Annotated in this window: 6 protein-coding genes; 3 read left to right on the top strand and 3 right to left on the bottom strand. The window is 76.5% G+C overall.

Annotated features, from left to right (window positions below):
* From NX801_RS30075 to NX801_RS30085, 3 genes are all read left to right on the top strand, one after another.
* On the top strand, positions 1-4,437 hold a 4,437-nt coding region (locus tag NX801_RS30075), incomplete at its 5' end, for a thioester reductase domain-containing protein (protein WP_258791134.1).
* Positions 4,438-5,182: 745 nt separating this feature from the next.
* The gene (locus NX801_RS30080) at positions 5,183-6,628 is read left to right on the top strand and encodes a flavin monoamine oxidase family protein (RefSeq protein WP_258791135.1); all 1,446 of its coding nucleotides are present in this window, start codon (positions 5,183-5,185) and stop codon (positions 6,626-6,628) included.
* 157 nt (positions 6,629-6,785) lie between these two features.
* Positions 6,786-7,406, top strand: a complete 621-nt coding sequence (locus tag NX801_RS30085; protein WP_258791136.1) for a TetR/AcrR family transcriptional regulator — start codon at positions 6,786-6,788, stop codon at positions 7,404-7,406.
* Here NX801_RS30085 and NX801_RS30090 read toward each other — a convergent pair.
* The 3 genes from NX801_RS30090 to NX801_RS30100 all read right to left on the bottom strand — a co-directional run bounded on the left by NX801_RS30090 (position 7,385) and on the right by NX801_RS30100 (position 22,681).
* Complete coding sequence (locus NX801_RS30090; protein ID WP_258791137.1) at positions 7,385-7,915, bottom strand: hypothetical protein; 531 nt, start codon at positions 7,913-7,915, stop codon at positions 7,385-7,387. The genes NX801_RS30085 and NX801_RS30090 overlap by 22 nt on opposite strands.
* Positions 7,912-8,460: a flavin reductase family protein gene (locus tag NX801_RS30095; RefSeq protein WP_258791138.1), complete on the bottom strand. Its 549-nt coding sequence runs from the start codon at positions 8,458-8,460 to the stop codon at positions 7,912-7,914. Before NX801_RS30095 ends, NX801_RS30090 begins: the two co-directional genes overlap by 4 nt.
* Before the next feature lie 205 nt (positions 8,461-8,665).
* A complete protein-coding gene (locus tag NX801_RS30100) occupies positions 8,666-22,681 on the bottom strand; it encodes a type I polyketide synthase (protein WP_258791139.1) in 14,016 nt (4,671 codons plus the stop codon).
* Between the last annotated feature and the right edge of the window lie 270 nt (positions 22,682-22,951).

Raw genomic sequence — 22,951 nt, forward strand, 5'->3', positions numbered from 1 at the left:
GTGGCGATCCAGGCACCCGAGGACGAGGTGGCCGCCGCGCTGGCCGGCCAGGAGCACCGGGTGAGCATCGCCGCGGTCAACTCCCCCGGCTCCACCGTGATCTCCGGCGACGAGGAGGCCGTCGAGCAGGTCGCCGCCGCGCTCTCCCGGGCCGGGCGCAAGACCAAGCGGCTCTCGGTCTCGCACGCCTTCCACTCCGGCCACATGGACCCGATGCTGGCGGAGTTCCGCGCCGTCGCCGCCGGCCTCACCTACCACGAACCCCGCATCCCCGTCGTCTCCACCCTCACCGGACGACTCGCCACCGGCGACGACCTCCGCACCCCCGACTACTGGGTCGACCAAGTACGCCACACCGTCCGCTTCGCCGACGCCATCACCACCCTGGCCGGGCTGGGCACCACCACCTATGTCGAGGTGGGGCCGGACAGCGTGCTCACCGCGCTGGCCCGCGCCACGGTGGACGACGGCCTGATGGTGCCGCTGATGCGACGCGGCGTCTCCGAGCACGAGACCTTCGCGGCGGCGCTGGGACAGCTGCACAACCACGGCGCCCCGGTGGACTGGGCCGCCTACTTCGAGGGCACCGGCGCCGGCACGGTCACCCTGCCCACCTACCCCTTCCAGCACGAGCGCTACTGGGTGACGGCGGCCCCGGCGGGCGGTTCCGACCCGGCCGCCCTGGGCCTGGGCACCGGCGGCCACCCGCTGCTGGGCGCGGCGGTCGCGGTGGCGGGCTCGGACGAGGTGCTGCTGAGCGGGCGGATCTCCCCCCGTACGCACCCCTGGCTGGCCGACCACGCCCCGCACGGCACCCCGGTGGTCTCCGGCGCGGCCCTGGTCGAGCTGGCGGTACGGGCCGGTGACGAGGTCGGCTGCGCGGTCCTGGACGAGCTGGTGACGGACGTGCCGCTGGCGCTGCCGGGCACCACCGGGGCGCAGCTCCAGGTGCGGGTGGGCGCGCCCGACGCGGAGTCGCGCCGCCCGGTCACGGTGCACGCGCGGCCGGCCGGGACCGATGCGCCCTGGACCCTGCACGCGCACGGCACCCTGAGCCGGGGTGCCGCCGGCCCGGAGCCGGTGGTCGGTGCGTGGCCGCCGGCCGACGCGGAGCCGGTCGACCCGGCGGAGGCGTACGCGGCGCTGGCCGGCTCCGGCGCCGGGTACGGCCCGGCCTTCCGGGGGCTGACCTCGGTCTGGCGGCGGGGTGACGAGCTGTTCGCCGAGGTCGAGCCGGAGGGGCTGGAGACGGCGGGCCATCTGCTGCACCCGGCGCTCCTCGACGCGGCCCTGCACCCGCTGCTGGCCGCCGCCGGGGCGGGACCGGGCGCGCCCGCCGTCACCGTCTGGCGCGGGGTGCGGCTGTACGCGCACGGCGCCACGGCGCTGCGGGTGCGGCTCACCCGGTCCGGGGACGGGGCGCACTCGGTGGTGCTGGCCGACCGGACGGGCGGCACGGTGGCCGTCGCGGACTCCGTGGCGCTGGGCCGGGTCGCGGCCGAGGCGGTGACCGAGGCCACCGCCCGGACCGGCGACAGTGTGTTCCGGCTCGGCTGGACCCCGCTGCCCGCCGTCCCGGCCGGGAAGCCGGTCCGGTGGGCCGGACTGACCGAGCCGGCCGGGGACGCCGAACACGGCGAACTGGGCGCGGACGCCCCGAGGTTCGCCACCGTGGAGGCGGCGGGCGCGGCGGTGGCCGCCGGGGACCCCGTGGACGCGGTGGCCCTGTGGGCGACGACACCCCCGGGGGAGGACCTGGCCGGGGCCGCGCACCGCGCCACCCGCGAGATGCTCGACGTGGCGCGGCGGTGGCTGGCCGACAGCCGACTGGCCGACACCCCGCTGGTGGTCGTCACCCGGGACGCCATGGCCGTACGCGACGGGGACCGGGTCGATCCGGTGGCGAGCGCCGTCCAGGGCCTGCTGAGGTCGGCCCAGTCCGAGGCGCCCGGCCGGATTCTGCTGGTCGACACGGACGGCCGGCCGGCCGGGGACACCGCCGGAGGCACCGGAGGGCTCGGCGCGGGACCGGTGCCGGACGCGCTGCTGAGCGGCGATGAGCCGCACCTCGCGCTGCGCGCCGGGCGGGTGCTGGTGCCCCGCCTGCTGCGGGCCGACGCGGCCGACGCGGTGGCGCCGGTCCGCTGGAGCGGCACCGGCACGGTGCTGATCACCGGTGGCACCGGCGCCCTGGGCGGCCTGTTCGCCCGGCACCTGGTGCGCGAGCACGGGGTGCGCCACCTGCTGCTGACCAGCCGCCGGGGCGAGGCCGCCGAGGGTGCGCCGGAGCTGGCGGCCGGGCTCAAGGAGCTGGGCGCCGAGGTGACCATCGCCGCCTGTGACGTGGCGGACCGGGCCGAACTGGCCGCGCTGCTCACGGAGATACCCGCCGCGCACCCGCTGGGCGGGGTGGTGCACCTCGCCGGTGTGCTGGACGACGGGCTGGTCGGGGCGCAGACCCCGGAGCGGCTGGCCGCCGTGCTGCGGCCCAAGGTGGACGCCGCCTGGCACCTCCACGAGCTCACCCGGGACGCCGGACTCACCGCCTTCGTCCTCTTCTCCTCGATCGCCGGTGTGGTCGGCGGCCCCGGCCAGTCGACGTACGCCGCGGCCAACTCGTTCCTGGACGGACTGGCGCGGCTGCGGGCCGCCGAGGGGCTGGCCGCCACCTCGCTCGCCTGGGGTGTCTGGGCCGGGGCGGGCGGCATGTCCAGCGAGCTGGACGAGACCGACCTGCGGCGCATCGCCCGGAGCGGCTTCCAGCCGGTGACCCCGGAGACCGGTCCCGCCCTGCTCGACCTGGCGCTGGGACTCGGCCGGCCCGAGCTGGTCACCACACCGGTCGACACGGCCGCGCTGCGCGCCGGGGCCGAGGTGCCGGTGTTCTTCCGGGACCTGGTGCGTGTCCCGCACCGCCGGGCGGCCGGTACGCCCGGCGCGGGCGCCGAGCCGCTGGCCGACCGGCTGGCGGCGATCCCGGAGGAGGAGCGGCACGCGCTGGTGGCCGCGGCGGTGCTCGCGGAGATCGGCGGGGTGCTCGGGCTTCCCGACCCCTCGGCGATCGTGCCCGAACGACCGCTCGCCGCGCTGGGCTTCGACTCGCTGACCGGCGTGGAGCTGCGCAACCGGCTCGGTGCGCTGGCCGGCTTCCGGCTGCCCGCCACCCTGGTCTTCGACCACCCGACCCCGGCCTCCCTCACCGACTACCTGCACGAGGTGCTGACCACCGGAGAAGGGTCCGGCGGCCCGGCGGGCGACGGCCCGGACTTCGCCGCCGACACCGTGCTGGCGGAGGACATCCGGCCGGCCGCCGAGGTGGTACCGGTGGCGGTGAGGCCGCGGGAGGTGCTGCTCACCGGGGCCAGCGGCTTCCTCGGCGCCTTCCTGCTGCGGGATCTGCTGGAGACCACCACCGCGACCGTGCGCTGCCTGGTGCGCGGCGAGGACGTGGCCGGCGCGACCGGGCGGCTGCGCGCGAACATGCGGCGGTACCAGGTCTGGGACGAGGCGTACGCGGACCGGATCGACGTCGTGCTGGGCGACCTGGCGGAGCCCCGGCTCGGCCTCTCCGAGGAGGAGTTCGACCGGCTGGCCCGGACGGTGGACGTGGTCTACCACAACGGTGCCCGGGTGCACTGGCTGCACCCGTACACCGCGCTGCGGGACGCCAATGTGCGGGGCACCGAGGAGGTGCTGCGGCTGGCGGCCCGCCACCGCACCGTGCCGGTCCACTATGTGTCGACGGTGGGGGTGTTCGCCGGCGGGGCGCCCGACGGCGTACCGCTGCGGGTGACCGATCCGACCGGTCCGGCCGAGGAGCTGCCCAGCGGCTATCTGCAGAGCAAGTGGGTGGCCGAGCAGCTCATCGGGGCGGCCCGGGAGCGCGGCCTGCCGGTCTCCGTCTACCGGGTGGACGTCATCTCCGGCGACCAGGTCAACGGGGCCTGCCAGACCAATGACTTCGTCTGGCTGAGCCTCAAGGGCATGCTCCAGGCGGGCGCGGTGCCGGCCGCCACCGGCGGACGGTTCCATCTGCTGCCGGTGGACTATGTGAGCGCCGCGATCACCCGGATCTCCCGGCGGGAGGCGTCGGCGGGCGGCACCTTCCACCTCTTCAACCCGAGCGCGCTGAGCCTGGCCGAGTGCGTGCGCCGGCTGCGGGAGTACGGCTACGCGCTGGACGAGGTCGCCCCGGAGGTCTGGCGGGAGCGGGTGCAGGGCGACCCCGGCAACGCGCTGGTCCCGCTGCTGCACGCCTTCGAGATGATGGCCGGGGACACCGACGCCTTCTACCCGCCGATGGACACCTCGCAGACCGAGGAGGCGCTCGCGGACAGCGGCGTCGTCTGCCCGGAGGTGACGGAGGAGCTCTTCGCGCGGTACGTACGGTACTTCGAGCGCACCGGACACTTCCCCGCCCCGGCGGACCGGCACTGACACCGCAGGAGGACCGGGCCGGCCGGCACCGCTGACACCGCCGGCCGGGCCCGGTCCGGCACGCTCCGGCCCCGAGGCGCCGGGCCCGCCCCGGGGCGCTCCGGTCCGCCGGTGTGCCCGGCCGTCTGCTCCCCGGCCCCGGAAGGGCCCGGACGGCGAACGATCCCCCGGGGTCGTCCCGTCCGGACCCGCCGGGGCCGCGGTGGGTTCCGGGCCCGGACACCGGTCGGGCCGGGCCGTACGGGCCCGGCGGCGGAGCCGTACCGGACCACGGAGCCGTACCGGGCCCTCGGGGGCCGCCGCCGGAGCCGGGGCGCCGTTCCCGGGCCGGGCGGACCGGAGGCGGCGTACGGGCCGGAGGCGTAGGGGCCGTCGGCGTACCGGCCCCCGGTGGTCGTACGGGCCCGGCGCCACCGGCGGCTCCGCGTGTGAACACCGGGGCTCCGGCAGGAACGCGTGGCTCCCGCAGGCCCCGGCCGCCCGCCCACCGAACGGTCAGTACGAGCCAGACCTGCGGCTCCGGCGGGGGGGTCCGGGGAAACGGCGGGAAAGCGCTTGCGGGCACTCCCGGGCGGTCGGCCGAGACCCGGAGAAGAGCCCGGACTTCCCTGTCAGGGACAGAGGCAAACCTTCCAATTACCTTGCAGTGGGCGCGTTTTGGCGGGTCGGGGGCTACCTTGCACCTGAACAAATCAAGCCATCGAAACGACCACGCAAGTGGTCCTCAGCGACCAACGGAGAAGGAATGCCGAACGATTCTCGGCCGCCGGCCGCCCGCCGGTTCGCCGGCCAGGTTGTGGGACGCCGCTCGCTGCTCAAGGCATCCGGTGCCGCCGCGCTCGCCGGAGCGGCCGGCGCGACCGTGCTGGGCGGCGCCGGAAAGGCGTACGCCACCGATGTCAAGGTGGACGTCGTCGTCATCGGCGCCGGGTACGCGGGTGTCACGGCGGCGCGCGAGCTGAGCGCCAAGGGGTACAGCGTCGCCATCGTGGAGGCGCGGGACCGCGTCGGCGGCCGCATCTGGACCGACACCTTCGCCGGCCAGCGGGTCGAGCTGGGCGGCGGCTGGGTGAGCCCGGACCACAAGCTGGTCATGGCGGAGTTCCAGCGGTACGGCCTGGCGAACGTGGCGGACGTGGTGCCGACCCAGTCGGTGATGCCGGGGGCCAACGGCTTCCAGGCGCTCACCCCGGAAGCGGCCGGCGCCAAGCTGTCCGAGCTGTTCGGCAAGTTCTTCGCGGGCTCCCAGGAGTACTTCCCCCGCCCCGAGGACCCGCTGTTCAAGCGGGAGCTGGTCGCCAAGGTGGACCCGCTCTCCTTCACCGACCGGATAGCCCAGCTCAAGCTCTCGGACGTGGACGCGTCCTGGTTGCACGGGTACTTCGCGCCGTACACCGGCGGCGACAACGCCAGCCGCTCCATGACCTCGATGGCCCAGTGGTGGGCGCTCGGCGGCTACACCTACGAGGGCTGGGAGAGACAGACCGCCTTCAAGCCGACCGCCGGCATGACCGCGCTGCTCCAGAAGATGCTGGAGGCCTCACCGAAGGCCAAGCTCTACCTCAAGTCGCCGGTCACCTCGGTCACCAGCACCGCCACCGGGGTCGAGGTGCGGGCGGAGAACGGCCGTCCCTTCATCGGCCGGGCGGCCGTCGTGGCGGTGCCGGTCAGCATGTGGAAGAAGATACGTTTCGACCCCGGTCTGCCCGCGGTCCAGGCGACCGCGGCGAGCGAGGGCGTGGCGGTCGGGCTCGCCACCAAGCTCTGGATCCACCTCAGCGGCAATGTGGACGCCGTGTACGGCATGGGCACCGCCTCCTCCCCCATGCCGCTGATGATCCCGCAGCAGGCCATGCCGGGCGGCGGACGGATGATGGTCGGCTTCGCCGGCCCCTCGCTCAATGTGAGCGACAAGACGGCCGTGCAGAACGCCGTACGGCAGTTCATCCCGGGTGCCACCGTGGTGAACCACCGCGCCCAGGAGTGGGGCCGTGACCCGTGGGCCCAGGGCGGCTGGGGTCTGCGCCGGCCCGGGCAGCTCCTCAAGCAGCTCCCCGGGATCCAGCAGCCCTCCGGCCGCGTGACCTTCGCCGGCGGCGACATCGCCTCCGGCTGGAACGGCGCCTTCATCGAAGGTGCCGTGGAGACCGGTCTGCGCGCCGCCCAGCAGGTCACGACCATGCTCACGTGACGCACCACCCACCCGTGCACCGCGGCCGACCGCTCGGTGGGCGCCCCCGCAAGGCGCCCAACGGCTGGTCGGCCGCAGTGGTTCCAGGTCCACGGATCGGCGTCTGAGCACGCCCTGAGCCTAATATAAAGAACGCTCTACTGGTAGGGTCAATCACGTGAAGAAGACGCCCAGGAACGACACGGAACGGCCGGCGCCCGCCGTCCCCACCCGGGACCGGATCGTGCGGGCGGCCTCGCGCCTGATGCAGCGCCAAGGGTATGACGGCACCGGGATCAAGCAGATCTCGGAGGAGGCCGAGGCGACGCTGGGCTCCGTCTACCACTTCTTCCCCGGCGGCAAGCAGGAGATCGCCGTGGCCGCCATCCGGCTCGGGGACGAGGAGTTCGCCGCCGACCTGCGGGCCGCGCTCGACGCGCACGCCGATCCCGGCGTCGCCGTCGCGGAGTTCACCCGGCATCTGGCCGAGGGTCTGCGCGCCTCGGACTGGGTGGACGGCTGCCCGATCACCACACCGGCGCTCGGCACCGCTGGGCGCCTTCCCGACATCCAGGAGGCCGCGGCCACCGCCTTCGCGCGGTGGCGGGAGCTGGTGCGGGTGAAGCTGGTCGGCAGCGGCATCGCGGAGACCGAGGCGGCGGAGCTGGCGCACACCGTCATCAGCATGCTGGAGGGGGCCGAGCTGGCCGCCCAGGTCGGTCGCAGCGACCAGCCGCTCGACATCGCGGGCCGGCATCTCGCCGAGTTGATCGGCGGTTACCGCCCGGCGGCCGGCTGACCCGGCCCTCCGGCCCCGGTCTCCGCCCGGGGCCCGCGCGCCCGCCGGCCCAGTGCACGCACCAGGTCGGCGGGGCGCGCCGTACCGCCGCGGAACTCGCGGCGCTCCAGCACCATCAGCACGGCGCACTCCATGAGCAGGGTGCGCGCCACCGCCTCGTACCGGGGCGGCAGTTCACCGCCCGGGCCGTCGTCCGGGAGGTCGTCCCCGGCCAGCGCCTCGGCCAGGATCCGCCGGCCGCGCCGCAGCAGCACCGAGCGCAGCGGGACGTTCCGCACCTCGTGCGGGGCCAGCGCGTCCGGCAGGGCGGCGCCGTACGCGGCCATGACGGCGGCGGCGAACGGATCGGGCAGCTCCTGCGCGCCCCGCGTCCGGTCCGCCGCCGCGCGGGCCCGGAGCGCGGACGCCCGGGCCCGGGCGAGCCCGTCGTTCAGTGCCTCCACGAACGACGGGCCGAACAGCGATTCCTCGATCACGCCCGGCACCGGCAGATCGACGGCCGCGGTCATGACTCGGCTCCCTTTTCGCCCCGGACCGGAATCTGCCGGAAGCCGCCCTCGTAGAAAAGCAGTCCGGAGTTCTCCGGCGCCGCGACGGCGGAATGGACCACCTTTCCGATGAATATCGCGTGGTCGCCGGAGTCATGAATGTCCGCGAGTTCGCATTCCAGCCACGCGACCGCGCCGTCCAGCAGCGGGGCGCCGGTGACCTCCCCCGGCCGCCAGGCCACGCCGTCGAACTGCTCCGGCCCGAGCGGCCGGCGCTTGTCCGCGAAGTACCGTGCGGTCTGCTCCTGTTCGGCGCCGAGCACCGAGACGCCGAAGGTGCGGGTGGAGAGCAGGGCCTTGTGCATGACGGCGCTGTGCGCCACGCAGCACAGGACGGTGGGCGGGTCGAGGGAGACGGAGCTGAAGGCGTTGGCCGTCATTCCGTGAATGTGCTCGCCGCCGACACTGAGCACGATGACGCCGGTCGCGAATCGCGACATCGACTCGCGCAGGGCGGCGGGGGTCATTGAGGGGGCGGCGATTTCCTGGGCCGAAACAGAACTCATGCCACGAACATAGGGTTGTGGATTCTCCGTACACCCATCAAGGAGTAACTCCGGCCCGCATCCGGGCCGTTGGACCCCTTGACGGACGGGGGCCGGCGCCCCCGGGCACGGAAACGGAGCGGCCCCCGCGCGCCGCCGGTACGGCGGTGCGCGGGGGCCCGGTCGGCCCGGTCGGCCCGGTCGGCCGATCAGCCGGTCGGTCCGGCTAGTCCAGCTCGTCGAAGAGCGCGAACAGCTCCTCGTCGCTCGCCGCCTCCAGCTCGGTGTCCGTCACCTCCGCCACGGCGGCCGGGGCGGTGGCGGCCGGGGCGCCGGCCAGGGCCAGCAGCTCCCGGAGCCGGGCGGCCACCTGGGCGCGCGCCCCGTCGTCCGCGCCGAACTCCCGGATGGCCGCCGCCGTCCGGTCCAGCTCGGCCAGCACCGGATCGGCCGGCGAACCGGCCCGGTCGGCGAACTGGCCGTCGAGATAGGCGGCGAGGGCCGTCGGGTTCGGGTGGTCGAAGACCAGCGTGGTGGGCAGCCGCAGACCGGTGGCGGCGTTGAGCTGGTTGCGCAGCTCAACGGCGGTCAGCGAGTCGAACCCGGCCTCCTGGAAGGAGCGTTCGGCGTCCACCGCACCGGCGTCCGCGTGTCCGAGGACCCCGGCGACCTGGGCCCGGACCAGCTCCACCAGGGCCTCCCGGCGCTGCGGGCCGGCCAGCGCGGCCAGCCGCCGGGCCGTGGCCTCGGCGCCGCCCGCGTCGGCCGCTCCGGCCGCCGCGGACCTGCGGCGCGGCGCGGCCGGGGCCAGGTTCCGCAGCACCGGCAGCACCCGCTCGCCCTGCCGGCGCAGCGCCCCGGTGTCGAGGCGGGTCACCGCCAGGACCGGGCGGCCGGTGGTGAAGGCGGCGTCGAACAGCTCCATCGCCTCCCCGGCAGGCAGCGCCACCAGGCCGAGCCGGGCGAGCCGGCGCAGGTCGGTCTCGCCGAGTCCGCCGCTGATGGTGCTGGACTGCTCCCACAGTCCCCAGGCGAGGGAGACGGCGGGCAGTCCGAGCGCCCGGCGGTGCTGGGCCAGGGCGTCCAGGAAGGTGTTGCCCGCCGCGTAGTTGGCCTGTCCGGCGTTGCCGATCAGACCGGCGATCGACGAGTACAGCACGAACGCGTCGAGCGGCAGGTCCCGGGTCAGCTCGTGCAGGTGCCAGGCCGCGTCCACCTTGGGCCGCAGCACCGCGTCCAGCCGCTCGGTGGTGAGGTCCCCGAAGACCGCGTCGTCCAGGACGCCCGCGGTGTGGACCACCGCCCGGACCGGGACGCCGTCCAGCGCCCGGGCCAGGTCCTCCCGGTCGGCCGCGTCGCAGGCGACGGCCCGGGCGGTCGCGCCGAGTCCGGCCAGCTCGGCGGTGAGTTCGGCGGCGCCCGGCGCCTCGGCGCCCCGGCGGCTGAGCAGCAGCAGATCACGGGCGCCGTGCTCGGTCACCAGGTGCCGGGCGAGGATCGCGCCGAGCGTGCCGGTGGCGCCGGTGATGACGACGGTGCCCCGGTCCCAGCGGGGGGCCTCGGCCCCGTCGGCGGTCACCGCCCGCTCCAGGCGCGGCACGAGGACCCGGCCCTCCCGGACGGCGAGCTGCGGCTCCCCGGTGGCCAGCGCGGCCGGGAGCCGGGCGGCTCCGTCGGCGTCGGTGTCCACCAGGACGATCCGGCCGGGCTGTTCGGTCTGCGCGGTGCGCAGCAGGCCCCAGACGGCGGCGTGCACCAGGTCGGTCACGCCCTCGTCCCCGGTGGCGACGGCGGAGCGGGTGACCACCACCAGGCGGGCGTCGGCCAGCCGCTCGTCGGCGAGGAAGTCGCGCACCCGCTGGAGCGCCCGGCTGGCCTCGACCCTGGCCAGTCCGGCGATGCCGGCGCCGCGCACCTCCGCATCGGCGCTCTCGGAGACCAGCGACCAGAGCACGGTGCGGGCGCCGGTGGCGGCCACCGCCCCGAGGTCCGGGTGGGAGGCCACGCCCGGCACCGGGGAGGCGCCCAGCGCCGCCCAGTCGCCGGTTCCGGTGCCGCTCCCGGCCGGGGTGACCGGGAGCTCGCTCCACTCCAGCGGGAAGAGTCCGTCCCGGCCCGCCCGGGCGGCGGCGCGGACCGCCTCCGCCGAGAGCGGCCGGAGCAGCAGCGAGTCGACCGAGGCGACGGGCGCCCCGGTGGCGTCGGCTACCAGCAGGGACGCCTCCAGCGAGGCGTCCGGGTCGGCGCCGCCGCCGGAGAGGCTCAGCCGGACCCGGAGCGCGGCGGCCCCGGTGGCGTACAGGTGCACACCGGACCAGGCGAAGGGCAGCCGGGCCACGCCGTCCTGGTGCCCGAAGCCCGGGAGCAGCGGGTGCAGCGCGGCGTCCAGCGCGGCCGGGTGGAGCAGGAAGCCGCCCGCTCCGGCCGTGACCGCCTCGGCCGGCACCACCTCGGCGAACAGGTCGCCGTCGTGCTGCCAGAGGCGGCGCAGCCCCCGGAAGGCCGGGCCGTAGCCGAAGCCGTGCGCGGCCACCGCCTCGTACGCCCCGTCGAGCGGGAGCTCGGTGGCGCCGGGCGGCGGCCAGGCCGTCAGGTCGCCGTCGGGCAGCGGGGGTTCCCCGGCGGTGAGGGTGCCGTGGGCGTTGGCCACCCATTCGGCGTCCCCGGCCCGGGAGTGCACCTCCACCGGCCGGTCACCCCGGTCGTCCGGGGCACCCACCGTCACCTGGATGTCCACGGCGCCGTGGGCCGGGACGACCAGCGGGGCGGCGAGGGTGAGGTCCGCCACGCCCGGGGTGCCGGTGTGCTCGCCCGCCCGGGCGGCCAGCTCCAGCACACCGGTGGCGGGGAGCAGCATCGTACCGGCGACGGCGTGGTCGGCCAGCCAGGGGTGGGTGCGCAGCGAGAGGCGGCCGGTGAACAGATGGCCGTCCCGGTCGGCGAGCCGGACGCCGGCGCCGAGCAGCGGGTGCTCCAGCGCCTGGAGGCCGAGGCCGCTCGCGTCGGCGGCGGGCGCCGGGGCGTCCAGCCAGTAGCGGCGGCGCTGGAAGGCGTACCCCGGCAGCTGGACCCTGCGGCCGTCCGGGTGGACGGCGGCCCAGTCGGCCGGGGCGCCGCTCATCCGCAGCTGGGCCAGCGCGCCCCAGAGGGTCTCGGCCTCCGGGCGGCCGGCGCGCAGGGCCGGGGTGAGCACGGCGGCCTCCTCGGCCAGCGACTGCTGCGCCAGCGAGGTGAGGACGCCGTGCGGGCCGAGCTCCAGCCACCGGACGACGCCGCGCTCCTCCAGGTGGCGGACGCCGTCGTGGAACCGTACGGCCGACCTGATGTGCCGCGCCCAGTACTCCGGCGAACCCAACTCCTCCGCCGTCGCCAGCACACCGGTCACATTCGACACCACCGGAATCCGCGGCGCCCGGAACTCCAGACCCGACACCGCCGCCGTGAACTCCGCCAGGATGCCCGCCATGTGCGGCGAGTGGAAGGCATGGCTCACCGTGAGGGCCTTGACCCGCACGTCCGACTCGCGCCAGGCGGCGGCCAGTTCCGCGACGACCCCGGCGTCGCCGGAGACCACCACGGCACGCGGGCCGTTGACGGCGGCCACGTCGACCAGCTCGCGGCCGGTGGGGAGCGCGTCGAGCGCCGCCCGCACCTCGTCCTCGGTGGCCTCCACGGCGAGCATGGCGCCGCCCTCCGGGGCGGACTGCATCAGCCGGCCGCGCTCGGCCACCAGCCGGCAGGCGCCGGGCAGGTCGAGGACGCCCGCGACATGGGCGGCGGCCACCTCCCCGACGGAGTGCCCGAGCAGGAAGTCCGGGGTGACGCCGTGGTGTTCGTACCACCGGAACAGCGCCACCTCGACGGCGAACAGCGCGGCCTGGGTGAAGACGGTCTGGTCGAGCAGGGCCGAGTCGGCCGAGCCCTCCGGGGCGAAGAGCACCTCCCGCAGCGGGCGCGGCAGGGCGGTGTCGAGCTGGGCGGCGGTCGCGTCCAGCGCGCGGGCGAAGACCGGTTCGGAGCCGTACAGTTCGCGTCCCATGCCGAGGCGCTGGCTGCCCTGGCCGGTGAGGAGGAAGGCGGTCTTCCCCTGCCGTCCGGAGCGGCCGCGCACCACCGAGGAGGCGGCGCCGCCGTCGGCGAGGGTCCGCAGCCCGGCGAGGAGCGCCTCGCGGCCGGCGCCGACCACCGCCGCACCGTGGGCCATGACGGTCCGGCCGGTGACCAGCGAGTGACCGATGTCGGCGGCGGTGAGGGCGGGGTGGGCGAGTGCGTGGGCGTGCAGCCGGGCCGCCTGGTCGCGCACCGCGTCCTCGGTCCGGGCGGAGAGGATCCACGCGGTGGCGGTCTCCGGCCGGTTCCCTCCGGCGTCCCCGGTGGTCTGCGGGGTCTCCCCCGTGGCCGGGGCGGCCTCCCCGGTGGCCGGGGTGGCGGTGTTCCGCGCGGCCGGGACGACGGTGGGTGCGGCCTCCTCGATGATCACATGGGCGTTGGTGCCGCTGATGCCGAAGGACGAGACCCCGGCCCGGCGCGGCCGGCCGGCGGACGGCCAGGGGCGCTCGCCGGTGAGCAGCGCGACCGCGCCGTCCGACCAGTCGACGTGCGGCGAGGGCTCGTCGGCGTGCAGGGTGCGGGGCAGTGTGCCGTGGTCCATGGCCTTGATCATCTTGATGATGCCGCCGACCCCGGCCGCCGCCTGGGCGTGGCCGATGTTGGACTTCAGCGAGCCGAGCCAGAGCGGGTCCTGTCCGTCCGCGCGCTCCTGGCCGTAGGTGTTCATCAGCGCCTGGGCCTCGATCGGGTCGCCCAGGACGGTGCCGGTGCCGTGCGCCTCGACGGCGTCCACCTCGGCGGCGGTGAGCCCGGCGCCGGCCAGCGCCTGCCGGATGACCCGCTCCTGGGAGGGGCCGTTGGGGGCGGTCAGGCCGTTGCTGGCGCCGTCCTGGTTGACGGCCGTGCCCCGGACCACCGCGAGCACGGTGTGCCCGTTGCGGCGGGCGTCCGACAGCCGCTCCACCAGGAGCAGGCCGACGCCCTCCGACCAGCCGGTGCCGTCGGCACCGGCGCCGAACGCCTTGCACCGGCCGTCCGCCGAGAGCCCGCGCTGCCGGGAGAACTCCACGAAGGTGGTGGGCTGGGCCATCACCGTCACCCCGCCGGCCAGCGCGAGGTCGCACTCGCCGGAGCGCAGCGCGTTGGCCGCCAGGTGCAGGGCGACCAGCGAGGAGGAGCAGGCGGTGTCGACGGTGACCGCCGGGCCCTCCAGGCCGTAGGTGTAGGCGACCCGGCCGGACAGCACGCTGGAGAGGTTGCCCGCGAGCAGGAAGCCCTCGAACTCCCCGGCGGCGGCGCTGGCCCGGACCGCGTAGTCGTCGTACATGGCGCCCGCGAAGACTCCGGTGGAGCTGCCGCGCAGGGTGGCCGGGTCGATGCCGGCGCTCTCGAAGGTCTCCCAGGCGGTCTCCAGCAGCAGCCGCTGCTGCGGATCGACGGCGGTGGCCTCGCGCGGCGCCATGCCGAAGAACTCCGAGTCGAAGAGGTCGGCGTCGTAGAGGAAGCCGCCGTGCCGGGTGTAGCTGGTGCCGGCGGCCGCCGGGTCGGGGTCGTAGAGGCCCTCCAGATCCCAGCCCCGGTTGTCCGGGAAGGTGCCGATGGCGTCGGTGCCCTCCGCGACCAGCCGCCAGAGGTCGTCGGGCGAGCCGACACCGCCGGGGTAGCGGCAGGCCATGCCGACGATGGCGATCGGCTCGTCCGCCCGGACCCGGGCGCGCGGCGCGGCCGGGGCGGCGGGCGCGGTGTCGGCCGTCACCCGGGAGAGCAGATGGGCGGCGACGGCGGCGGGCGCCGGGTGGTCGAAGACCAGGGTGGTGGGCAGCCGCAGGCCGGTGGCCCGGCCGAGCCGGTTGCGCAGCTCCACCCCGCCCATGGAGTCGAAGCCGATCTCCTTGAAGGCCCGGTCCGGTGCCACGGCGGCGGCGCCGCTGTGGCCGAGGACGGCCGCGACCTCGGTGCGTACGAGATCGAGCACGGCCTCCTCGCGCTGGTCGGCCGGGAGTCCGGCGATGCGGCGGACCCAGCCGGAGTCGGCGGAGCCGCCGCCCGAGCGCGCGGCGCGGCGGGCCGGGGCCGGGAACAGGTCGCGCAGCAGCGGATGGACGTCGGCCGTCCCGGCGCGGTCGGGCCGGAGCCGTACCGCGACCGGCAGCGGGGAGGCGCCGGTGAGCGCGGCGTCGAAGAGGGCGAGGCCCTGCTCCCCCGTGAGCGGCGGCAGACCGGCCCGTTCCCAGCGGGCCAGCTCGGTGTCGGTCAGGGTGCTGCCCATGCCCCGGGCGCCGTCCCACAGGCCCCAGGCGATGGAGGTGGCCGCGAGGCCGTTGGCCCGGCGGTGGTGGGCCAGCGCGTCCAGGACGGCGTTGGCGGCGGCGTAGTTGGCCTGTCCGGCGGTGCCGAGGAGACCGGAGACGGACGAGAAGAGCACGAAGGCGCCCAGATTCAGACCGGCGGTCAGCTCGTGCAGGTGCCGGGCCGCGTCGGCCTTGGGCCGCAGCACGGTGCGCAGGCCCTCCGGGGTGAGCGAGGTGACGGTGGCGTCCGCCAGGACCCCGGCGGTGTGCACCACGGCGGTCAGCGGGTGGTCGGCCGGGACGCTCGCGAGCAGGGCGGCGACGGCCTCCCGGTCGCCCGCGTCGACGGCCTCGATCCGCACCTCGGCGCCGAGCGCGGCCAGTTCGTCCGCCAGCTCGGCGGCTCCGGGGGCCGCCGCACCGCGCCGGCTGGTGAGGACCAGCCGGCGGACGCCGTACGCCTCGATCAGATGCCGGGCGAAGAAGGCGCCGAGCCCGCCGGTGCCGCCGGTGATCAGCACGGTGCCGTCCGGGTCGAGCGCGGGCGGCGCGGTGCCGTCGGCCGGGGCCGGGGCGGCGGCGAGCCGGGCGGCCCGGACCTCGCCGTCCCGCACGGCCGTCTGCGGCTCACCGGTGGCGAGCGCGGCGGTGACGGCGTGGTCCGCGTCGGTGGCCCCGTCGGCCGTCGCGTCAGTGGCCGTGTCTGCCGTGACGTCGATGAGGACGAAGCGGTCCGGGTGCTCGGACTGCAGGGTGCGGACCAGGCCCCAGACGGGCGCGGCGTCCAGATCGGTGACGTCCTCGTCCGGCAGGACGGCGACCGCGCCGGAGGTGACCACGGCCATCCGGGAGTCGGCGAACCGCTCGTCGGCCAGGAACTCCTGGGCCAGCCGCAGCACCCGCTCCACCACCGGGTGCTCCCCCGGCGCGGGGTCGGCGGTGGCGTGCGCGCGCACCAGGACGACATCGGCCGGTTCGGTGGCGGCCAGGTCGTCGCCGGCCCGCGCCAGGGTGACGGCGGGCGCGCCGGCGGCCGGAGCCACCACCGGCCAGCGCAGCTCGTACAGGCCCCCGGCGCTCTCGCGGGCGGCGCGGGCGAGCCGGCCGGTCTCGGCGGCCCGCAGGGTGAGGGCCTCCACGGCGGCGACCGGGGAGCCGGCCGGGTCCGCGAGGTCCAGGCCGTAGGTGTCGGCGCCGCGCGGGCTGATCCGGATCCGGAGCGCGGCGGCGCCGGTGGCGTGCAGGGTCACCCCGGCCCAGGTGAACGGCAGCCGGATGGTGCCGTCGGCGGCCGGGGCGCCAGAGCCGGCGGAGCCCAGCGAGAGGACCAGCGGGTGCAGCACCGCGTCCAGCAGCGCCGGGTGGACGCCGAAGCGGTCGGCGCCCTCCCGGTGGGCGTCGTCCAGCCGGACCTCGGCGTACAGCTCGTCGCCGGCGGCCCAGACCCCGGTCAGGCCCCGGAAGGCCGGGCCGTAGCCGTAGCCCAGCGCGGCCAGCCGGTCGTAGGCGCCGTCCAGCGGCAGCGGCTCGGCACCGGCGGGCGGCCAGGCGGCCGGCGCCCAGGCCTCGGCGGACGCGGCCGGGGTGGTGGCGGTGAGGGTGCCGGAGGCGTGCCGCGTCCAGCGGCGGGCGCCCGGCTCGTCGGTGTCCGGGCCCGCGTGCACGGCGAACGCCCGGGCGCCGTCGGCACCGGGGGCGGCGACCGAGACCTGGACGCGTACCGCCTCGCCGGCCGGCAGCACCAGCGGGGCCTCCAGGGTGAGGTCGTCCACGTGCGGCACGCGCAGCCGCTCACCGGCGGCGAGGGCCAGTTCGAGGAAGGCGGTGCCGGGCAGCAGGACGGTGCCGGCGATCGCGTGGTCGGCCAGCCAGGGGTGGTCGGCCAGGGAGATACGGCTGGTGAGCACCGTGTCCGCCCGGTCGGCCAGCTCCAGCGAGGTGGCGAGCAGCGGGTGGCCGGCGGCGTCCAGGCCGAGGCTGCGGGCGTCGGTGGGCGCCTGCGGGGCCAGCCAGTAGTGCTGGTGGCGGAAGGCGTAGGTGGGCAGCGGCACGGTGCCGGCGCCGGGGAAGAAGCTCGCCGCGTCCAGCGGGGCGCCGGCCGCGTGGGCGCGGGCCAGGCCCTGGGCGAGGGTCTCCGGCTCGGGCCGACCGGCGCGCAGCAGCGCCACGGCGGTGACGTCCTCCAGGGCGCCCTGGGCGAGCGCGGTGAGCACGGCGTCGGGGCCGATCTCCACCAGCACGGTGGCGCCCTGGCGGGCCAGTTCGCGTGCCGCGTCGTGGAACCGTACGGTGGCGCGGATCTGCCCGGCCCAGTAGTCGGGCGAGGTCAGCTCGGCCTCGGTGGCCGGCCGGCCGGTGACGGTGGAGACGATCGGCACCTCCGGCCGGGAGAACCGCAGCCCGGCCGCGACCTCGCGGAACTCGTCCAGCACGGCGTCCATGTGGGGCGAGTGGAAGGCATGGCTGACGGTGAGCCGGCGGGTGCGCCTCCCCTGGGCCCGCCAGTGGGCCGCGACCTCCTCGGCGGCGTCCGCGTCGCCCGAGACGACCACGGAGCGCGGGCCGTTGACGGCGGCGAGCGCCAGGGTGTCCTCGTGTCCGGCGAGCGAGCGCAGGACCTCGTCCTCCTCGCCCTCCACGGCGATCATCGCGCCGCCGGAGCGGGCCGAGCCCATCAGCCGGGCCCGGGCCGCGACCAGCACGGCGGCGTCCCGCAGCGGGAGGACCCCGGCCGCGTGGGCGGCGGCGAGCTCCCCGATGGAGTGGCCGGCCAGCAGGTCGGGGACGACGCCGTGGTGGGCGAGCAGCCGGAACAGCGCCACCTCCACGGCGAACAGCGCGGGCTGGGTGTAGCCGGTGAGGTCCAGCAGTCCGGCGTCCGGGCCGTCCGGCTCCGCGAGGAGCACCGCGCGCAGCGGGCGGTCCAGCAGCCCGTCGAAGGCGTCCAGCACCTCGTCGAGCGCGGCGGCGAAGACCGGGTGGGCGGCGTGCAGTTCCCGGCCCATGCCCAGGCGCTGGGCGCCCTGGCCGGTGAAGAGGAAGGCGGTACGGCCGCCCGCGACGGCGGTGCCCCGCACCACGTCCGGAGTTTCCGGGGTGCCCTGTACGTCCCCGGCGAGGGCGTCCAGGCCGGCCAGGAACTCCCCGGCCGTGGTGCCGAGGACGACGGCCCGCTCCTCGAAGGCGGTACGGGTGGTGGCCAGCGAACGGCCGACCGCCGCCGGGTCGGGCACGGCGCCGCCGAGCTGGGCGCGGAGCCGCTCGGCCTGGCCGCGCAGCGCCTCGGGGTCCCGGGCCGACAGCACCCAGGGCAGCGGCAGGGCGGGGGTGTCCTTCGCCGGAGCGGCGGGGGCGGCTTCTGCGGTTGCCCGAGGCGCCTCGGCGGGGGCGGCCGGGGTGGTCCCGGTGGCCTCGGGCGCCTCGGCGGGGGCGTCGTCCGCCGGAGCGGCTTCGGCAGTCGCCTCCGGGGTCTCGGCGGGAGCGGCCTCCAGGACCAGGTGGGCGTTGGTGCCGCTGATGCCGAAGGAGGAGACGGCGGCGCGCCGGGGGCGGCCGTCCGCGTGCCAGGGGCGGGCCTCGGTGAGCAGCTCCAGCCGTCCGGCCGACCAGTCGACGCGTGGGGTCGGCTCGTCCACGTGCAGGGTCTTCGGCAGCACGCCGTGGCGCATCGCCTCCACCATCTTGATGACGCCCGCGACGCCGGCGGCGGCCTGGGTGTGGCCGAGGTTCGACTTGAGCGAGCCCAGATAGGCCGGCTCGGCGCCGGTGTCCCGGCCGCTGCCGTAGGTGGCCATCAGGGCCTCGGCCTCGATCGGGTCGCCGAGGACGGTGCCGGTGCCGTGCGCCTCCACGGCGTCCACGTCCGCCGGGGTGAGCCCGGAGTCGGCCAGCGCGTCGCGGATCACCCGCTGCTGGGCGAGGCCGGAGGGGGCGGTGAGGCCGTTGCTGGCCCCGTCCTGGTTGATGGCCGAGCCACGGATGACGGCGAGCACCGGATGGCCGTTGCGGCGGGCGTCCGAGAGCCGCTCCAGCACCAGTACGCCGACGCCCTCGGACCAGCCGGTGCCGTCGGCGCCGGCGGCGAAGGACTTGCAGCGTCCGTCGGGGGCGAGCCCGCGCTGCCGGGAGAACTCCACCAGCATGCCGGGCGAGGACATCACGGCGGCGCCGCCGGCCAGCGCGACGGTGGTCTCGCCGGAGCGGAGCGACCGTACGGCCAGGTGGAGGGCGACCAGCGAGGAGGAGCAGGCGGTGTCCACGGTCATGGCCGGGCCGACCAGGCCTAGCTGGTAGGCGATCCGGCCGGACATGACGCTGGTGGTGGAGCCGGTGAGCACATGGCCCTGCACGCTCTCCGGCGCGTCCTGCATGCGCGGCCCGTACTCCAGGGCGGTGGCGCCGACGAAGACGCCGGTGCGGGAGCCGCGCAGGGTCTCGGGCAGCAGCCCGGCGCGCTCGACGGCCTCCCAGGAGGTCTCCAGGAGCAGCCGCTGCTGGGGGTCCATGGCGAGCGCCTCGCGCGGCGAGATGCCGAAGAAGGCGGCGTCGAACTCGCCCGCGGTGTGCAGGAATCCGCCGTGCCGGACGGAGCTGGTGCCCTGCCGCTCGGGGTCGGGGTCGTACAGCCCGGCGGGCCAGCCCCGGTTCTCCGGGAAGGTGGAGACGGCGTCCCGGCCGTCCGCGACGAGCTGCCAGAGGCCCTCGGGCGAGTCCACCCCGCCGGGGAAGCGGCAGGCCATCGAGACGACGGCGATGGGCTCGTGCTCGTGGACGGCGGCGGGCGCGGCGCCCGCCGCGAGTCCGTCGGTGCCCAGCAGCCGGGCCTCGACGAAGACGGCCAGTGCCTCGGGGGTGGGGTGGTCGAAGAGCAGGCCGGTGGGGAGCGAGAGGCCGGTGGCCCGCTCCAGCCGGGCGCGCAGCTCGGTGGTCATCAGCGAGGAGAAGCCCAGCTCCTTGAACGGGGCGCGCTGGTCGAGCCGGTCGTCCTGGTCGTACTCCAGGACCGCGACGGTGTGTTCGGTGACCAGCCGGGTCACCTCCTCCCGGCGTTCCCGCTCGCCGAGCCCGGCGAGCCGGGCGCCGAGCGCGCCGCGCGGGTCGGCCGGGGACTCGGTCCCGGCCTCGGTCTCCGTCTCCTGCGGGGTGTCCCCGGGGGTGGTGGCGAGCGGCACGGTACGGGCGGTGCCGCCGATCCAGTACCGCTTGCGCTGGAAGGCGTAGGTGGGCAGGGCGACCCGGCGGGCGCCCGAACCCCCGTACAGCGCCGACCAGTCGACCTCGGTGCCCCGGACGAAGAGGGTGGCCAGGGCGGCGAGGGCGGTGGCCGGCTCGGGCCGGTCCCGGCGCAGTACGGCGACGATCCCGGTCTCCTCGGGCCGGCCGAGGCAGTCGCGGGCCAGTGCGGCCAGCACCCCGTCGGGTCCGGCCTCGACCAGGGTGGTGACGCCGCGCTCCTCCAGGTGGCGGACGCCGTCGTGGAACCGTACGGCCGACCTGATGTGCCGCGCCCAGTACTCCGGCGAACCCAACTCCTCCGCCGACGCCAGCACCCCGGTCACATTCGACACCACCGGAATCCGCGGCACCCGGAACTCCAGACCCGACACCGCCGCCGTGAACTCCGCCAAAACACCCGCCATGTGCGGCGAGTGGAAGGCATGGCTCACCGTGAGCCGGCGGGTGCGCCGGCCCTCGGAGCGCAGCCGCTCCGCGAGCGCGGTGACGGCGTCCTCGTCACCGGAGACCACCGTGGACCGGGGGCCGTTGACGGCGGCGACCGACATCCGGTGCTCCTCGCCGGCGAGCAGCGGGAGCACCTCCTCCTCGGTGGCCTCCAGGGCGATCATGGCGCCGCCGCGCGGGGCGGACTGCATCAGCCGGGCCCGGGCGGCGACCAGCCGGGCGGCGTCGGGCAGGTCGAGCACCCCGGCGACATGGGCGGCGGTGACCTCGCCCACCGAGTGGCCGAGCAGATAGTCCGGGCGCACCCCCCAGGACTCCAGCAGCCGGTAGAGCGCGGTCTCGACGGCGAACAGGGCGGGCTGCGCGTTGCGGGTCTCGTCCAGTCCCTCGCCGTCCGCGATGAGTTCGGCCAGCGGCCGGTCCAGCTGCGGGTCGAGCGCGGCGGCCACCTCGTCGAAGGCGGCGGCGTAGGCGGGGAAGGCCGCGTACAACTCCTGCCCCATGCCGATCCGCTGAGCCCCCTGGCCCGTGAAGAGGACGGCCAGCGCGCCCGGTCGGGCGGTGCCGGTCACCACTCCGGTGGCGGTGCGCCCCTCGGCCAGGGCGGCCGTGCCGGCGAGCAGGCCGGGCGCGTCGGGGGCGAGCACCACGGCCCGGTGGCGGAAGGCGGTACGGGTGGTGGCGAGGCTCCAGCCGGTGTCCAGCGGCCCGGGCGCGTCCTCCGCGCCCGCGTGCTCCAGCAGCCGGCCGGCCTGCGCCCGCAGCGCCGCCTCATTGGCGCCGGAGATCACCCACGGCAGTACGGCAGCGGCCGACCCCTCGGTCCCGGACGTGCCGGGCGCGGCGGCGGTCTCCGCGCCGGCGGCGGCAGACGGGGCCGACTCGCCGGCGTTCTGGGCCGGTTCACCGGCGGCGCGGGGCGGTTCGGCCACCACCACATGGCAGTTGGTGCCGCCCATGCCGAACGAGCTGACACCCGCGACCAGTGGCCGGTCCGGGTGCGGCCAGGCGGTGTGCTCCCGCTGCACGGCGAGTCCCAGCTCGGTGAGCGGGATGGCGGGGTTGGGCGTCTCGAAGTTGAGGCTGGCCGGCAGGGCGCGGTGGTGGATGCCGAGCAGCGCCTTGATGAGCCCGGCGATGCCCGCCGCGCCCTCCAGATGGCCGATGTTGGTCTTCACCGAGCCCACCCGCAGGGCCCGGTCGCCCGTCCGGCCGGTGCCCAGCACCGCGCCGAGCGCCCGCGCCTCGATGGGGTCGCCCACCGGGGTGCCGGTGCCGTGCAGTTCGACGTACTGCACCTCGTCGGGCCGGGTCCCGGCCCGTTCCAGGGCGCCGCGTACGACCTCCTCCTGCGCCCGGCCGCCGGGCACGGTGAGGCCGTCGGTGGCACCGTCGTTGTTGACCGCGCTGCCCCGGATCACTCCGTAGACCCGGTCGCCGTCGGCCAGGGCGGCGCGCAGCGGCTTGAGGACGACGACCCCGCTGCCCTCGCCCGGGGTGAAGCCGTTGGCCCGGGCGTCGAAGGTGTAGGTGGTGCCGTCCGGGGAGAGCGCGCCGAACCGCTGCTCGGTGACGGTGTTCTCGGCCAGCAGATTGAGGTTGACACCGGCCGCGAGGGCGGCGGTGGACTCCCCGGCGCGCAGGCTCTCGCAGGCCAGATGGACGGCGACCAGCGAGGAGGACTGGGCGGAGTCCACCGTCATGCTGGGTCCGCGCAGCCCGAGGTGGTACGAGACCCGGTTGGCGATGATGCTCCGGTTCACCCCGGTCATGGTGTGCTGGGAGAGCGCCTCGGTGCCGTGCTGGTAGACCAGGTTGGTGTAGTCGTCGCGCAGGGTGCCGACGAAGACGGCGGTGCTGGTGTCGCGGAGCGAGCCGGGCACGATCCCGGCGTCCTCCAGCGCCTCCCAGGCGAGCTCCAGGACGAGCCGCTGCTGCGGGTCCATGGCGGCGGCCTCGCGGGGCGACACCTGGAAGAAGGCGGCGTCGAAGTCCCCGACCCCGTCGAGGAAGCCGCCCCGTTCCACAGCCGCCGGGGAGTCGGCGGGCCAGCGGTCGGCGGGGACCTCGCCGATGGCGCTCCGGCCCTCGCTGAGCAGGCTCCAGAAGGCCGCGGGGCCGTCCGCCCCGGGGAGCCGGCAGCCCATCCCGACGACGGCGATCGGCTCGTCGCGTTCGGCGGGCGTTTCCACGGTCGCCTGAGCAGGATCACGCATCATGAGGTCGAACTGCCTTCCGTCGGAGAGTTTCAGGGCCGGGCGGTTCCGGCCCGAGCCCCGCCGCCGGGCGCTGCCGGGGGCGGGGCTCGGATGGGGCGGGGGCGGGGGGGGTGAGGGGGGGGGGGGAGGGGGGGGGGGGGGCGGGGGGGGGGGGGGGGCGGGGGGGGGGGGGGGGGGGGGGGCGTGTGGGGGGGGGGGGGGGGGGCCCCGGGGGGGGGCGGGGCGCCGGGGGTGGGGGGGGGGGGGCCGGCGGGGGGGCGGCCGTCCCTG

Source organism: Streptomyces pyxinae (assembly GCF_024756275.1).
GTDB classification, from domain to species: domain Bacteria; phylum Actinomycetota; class Actinomycetes; order Streptomycetales; family Streptomycetaceae; genus Streptomyces; species Streptomyces pyxinae.

Coding starts and splice junctions, on each gene's coding strand:
- NX801_RS30100 (WP_258791139.1), bottom strand. CDS start 22,681: ATGATGCGTGATCCTGCTCAGGCGACCGTGGAAACGCCCGCCGAACGC.
- NX801_RS30095 (WP_258791138.1), bottom strand. CDS start 8,460: ATGAGTTCTGTTTCGGCCCAGGAAATCGCCGCCCCCTCAATGACCCCC.
- NX801_RS30090 (WP_258791137.1), bottom strand. CDS start 7,915: ATGACCGCGGCCGTCGATCTGCCGGTGCCGGGCGTGATCGAGGAATCG.
- NX801_RS30080 (WP_258791135.1), top strand. CDS start 5,183: ATGCCGAACGATTCTCGGCCGCCGGCCGCCCGCCGGTTCGCCGGCCAG.